Raw genomic sequence first — 2,532 nt, forward strand, 5'->3', positions numbered from 1 at the left:
GAGTCGTGCGGCAACTTCCACGGCGCCCCGGTCGGGTTCACCTGCGATTTCCTGGCGATCGCGGCGGCCGAGGTCGGCGCGATCGCCGAGCGACGTACCGACCGGCTGCTGGACGCGGGCCGTTCGCACGGGCTGCCGCCATTCCTCGCCCCCGATGCCGGCGTCAACTCGGGGTTGATGATCGCCCAGTACACACAGGCGGCGATCGTCGCCGACAACCGGCGGCTGGCGGCGCCCGCCTCGGTCGACTCGCTGCCGACCAGCGCGATGCAGGAAGATCACGTGTCGATGAGCTGGTCGGCCGCCAAGAAACTGCGCACCGTGACCGAGAACCTCGAGCGGATCCTCGCGATCGAATGGATGACGGCGGCCCGGGGCGTCGAGTTGCGCGCACCGCTGACTGCCGCCGCGCCGACTGCGGCGGCGGTATCGGCGCTGCGCGAGCGAGTCGCGGGCGCGGGGCCGGATCGGTGGCTGTCACCCGAGTTGGAGGCCGCCGCCACGCTGATCGGCGACGGCCGGCTGGTGGACGCGGTCGAGGCGGTCGTTGGAGAGCTGGCGTGACCCCTGCGCATGTTCCCGCGCTCGACTGGTCCGACGGCGCCCGCCCCGTCCGTGCGCCGCGCGGCACCGAGCTGAGCTGTCGCGGCTGGCCGCAGGAGGCGGCGATGCGGATGTTGATGAACAACCTCGACCCAGAGGTGGCCGAGCACCCCGACGAGCTTGTCGTGTACGGCGGCACCGGCCGCGCCGCCCGCTCATGGGCGGCGTTCGACGCGATCGTCGCGACGCTGAAGCAACTCGCTGACGACGAGACGCTGCTGGTGCAGTCCGGCAAGCCGGTCGGCGTGCTGCGCACGCACGAGTGGGCGCCGCGGGTGCTGATCGCGAACTCGAACCTGGTGCCCGACTGGGCGACGTGGCCGGAGTTCCGCCGCCTTGAGCACGCCGGGCTGACCATGTACGGGCAGATGACCGCGGGATCGTGGATCTACATCGGCACCCAGGGCATCCTGCAGGGCACCTACGAGACGTTCGCCGCCGTGGCGGCCAGGCGGTTCGGCGGGACGCTGGCCGGCACGCTGACCGTGACCGGCGGCTGCGGCGGGATGGGCGGCGCCCAGCCGCTCGCCGTGACGCTGAACGGCGGCGTCTGCCTGGTCGTCGACGTGGACCCGGCCCGGCTTGAGCGACGGGTCGCCACGCGCTACCTCGACGTGGTGGCGGACGGCCTCGACGAGGCGCTGGCGCTGTGCGCTGAGGCCAAGAAGGACCGGCGGGCGCTGTCCGTCGGCGTCGTGGGCAACTGCGCGCTGGTGCTGCCCGAGCTGCTGCGCCGCGGCGTCGAGGCCGACGCGGTCACCGACCAGACGTCGGCGCACGACCCGCTGTCCTACCTGCCGGTGGGGGTGGAGCTGTCCGACTGGCGCGACTACGCCGACAAGAAACCACAAGAATTTACCGAACGATCCCGGGCGTCTATGGCGCGTCACGTCGCTGCCATGGTCGGCTTCCTCGACGCGGGCGCCGAGGTCTTCGACTACGGCAACTCGATCCGCGACGAGGCGCGGCTCGGCGGCTTCGCGCGGGCGTTCGCGTTCCCCGGCTTCGTGCCCGCCTACATCCGGCCGCTGTTCGCCGAGGGGAAGGGCCCGTTCCGGTGGGCGGCGCTGTCCGGCGAAAGCGCGGACATCCGGGCCACCGACGAGGCCGTGCTCTCGCTGTTCCCCGGCAACTCGCATTTGCACCGCTGGATCAGGGCCGCGCAAGAGCGCGTCGCGTTCCAGGGGCTGCCTGCCAGGATCTGCTGGCTCGGCTACGGCGAGCGGGACAAGGCGGGCCTTGAGTTCAACGCCCTGGTCGCCTCGGGGAAGGTGTCGGCGCCGATCGTGATCGGCCGCGACCACCTGGACGCCGGCTCGGTGGCGTCCCCCTACCGGGAGACCGAGTCGATGGCCGACGGGTCTGACGCGATCGCGGACTGGCCGCTGCTCAACGCGCTGGTGAACACCGCCTCCGGCGCCACCTGGGTGTCGTTCCACCACGGCGGCGGGGTCGGCATCGGCCGGTCGCTGCACGCCGGGCAGGTCACCGTGGCCGACGGCACCGAACTGGCCGCCCGCAAGATCGAGCGCGTGCTCAGCAACGACCCGGGCACGGGCGTGCTGCGGCACATCGACTCGGGGGACGCCCCCGCCGGCGAGCAGACGCTGCTCGCCCACCCCGCGGGCGGGGTCCGGCTGCCGTCGTGACGGACATCGCCGCCGCCAGCTTCGGCCGGCTGTGGGCAGACCTGGAACCGGTCGGCCGCGACCCGGGCAGCGGCGGGTACCGGCGGTTCGCCTGGACGCGGGAGGACGCCGCGCTGCGCGAGTGGTTCGCCGGCTGCGCCGCCGAGCGCGGCCTCGCCGTGACGGCCGACCGGGCGGGCAACCAGTGGGCCTGGTGGGGCGACCCGGACGCGGGTCCGGGCGTCGCCGTCGGGTCGCACCTGGACTCGGTGCCCGACGGGGGCGCGTTCGACGGCGCGCT

At 73.4% G+C, this 2,532-nt stretch carries 2 protein-coding genes and 1 pseudogene; all 3 read left to right on the forward strand.

What is annotated here, in order from left to right:
- Positions 1 to 564, forward strand: a 564-nt coding sequence (locus tag Q1N79_RS30060) for an aromatic amino acid lyase (protein ID WP_300614509.1), incomplete at its 5' end; no start/stop codon positions are given.
- Positions 561 to 2,252 carry a urocanate hydratase gene (gene hutU, locus Q1N79_RS30065; RefSeq protein WP_300614510.1) on the forward strand — a complete coding sequence of 564 codons (1,692 nt, stop codon included), beginning with the start codon at positions 561 to 563 and terminating at the stop codon, positions 2,250 to 2,252. The genes Q1N79_RS30060 and hutU, both read left to right, overlap by 4 nt.
- Positions 2,249 to 2,532 (forward strand): annotated as a pseudogene (locus Q1N79_RS30070) (allantoate amidohydrolase); the annotation flags it as partial. The gene hutU and the pseudogene Q1N79_RS30070, both read left to right, overlap by 4 nt.

The organism is Trebonia sp., assembly GCF_030042015.1.
GTDB lineage: Bacteria > Actinomycetota > Actinomycetes > Streptosporangiales > Streptosporangiaceae > Trebonia.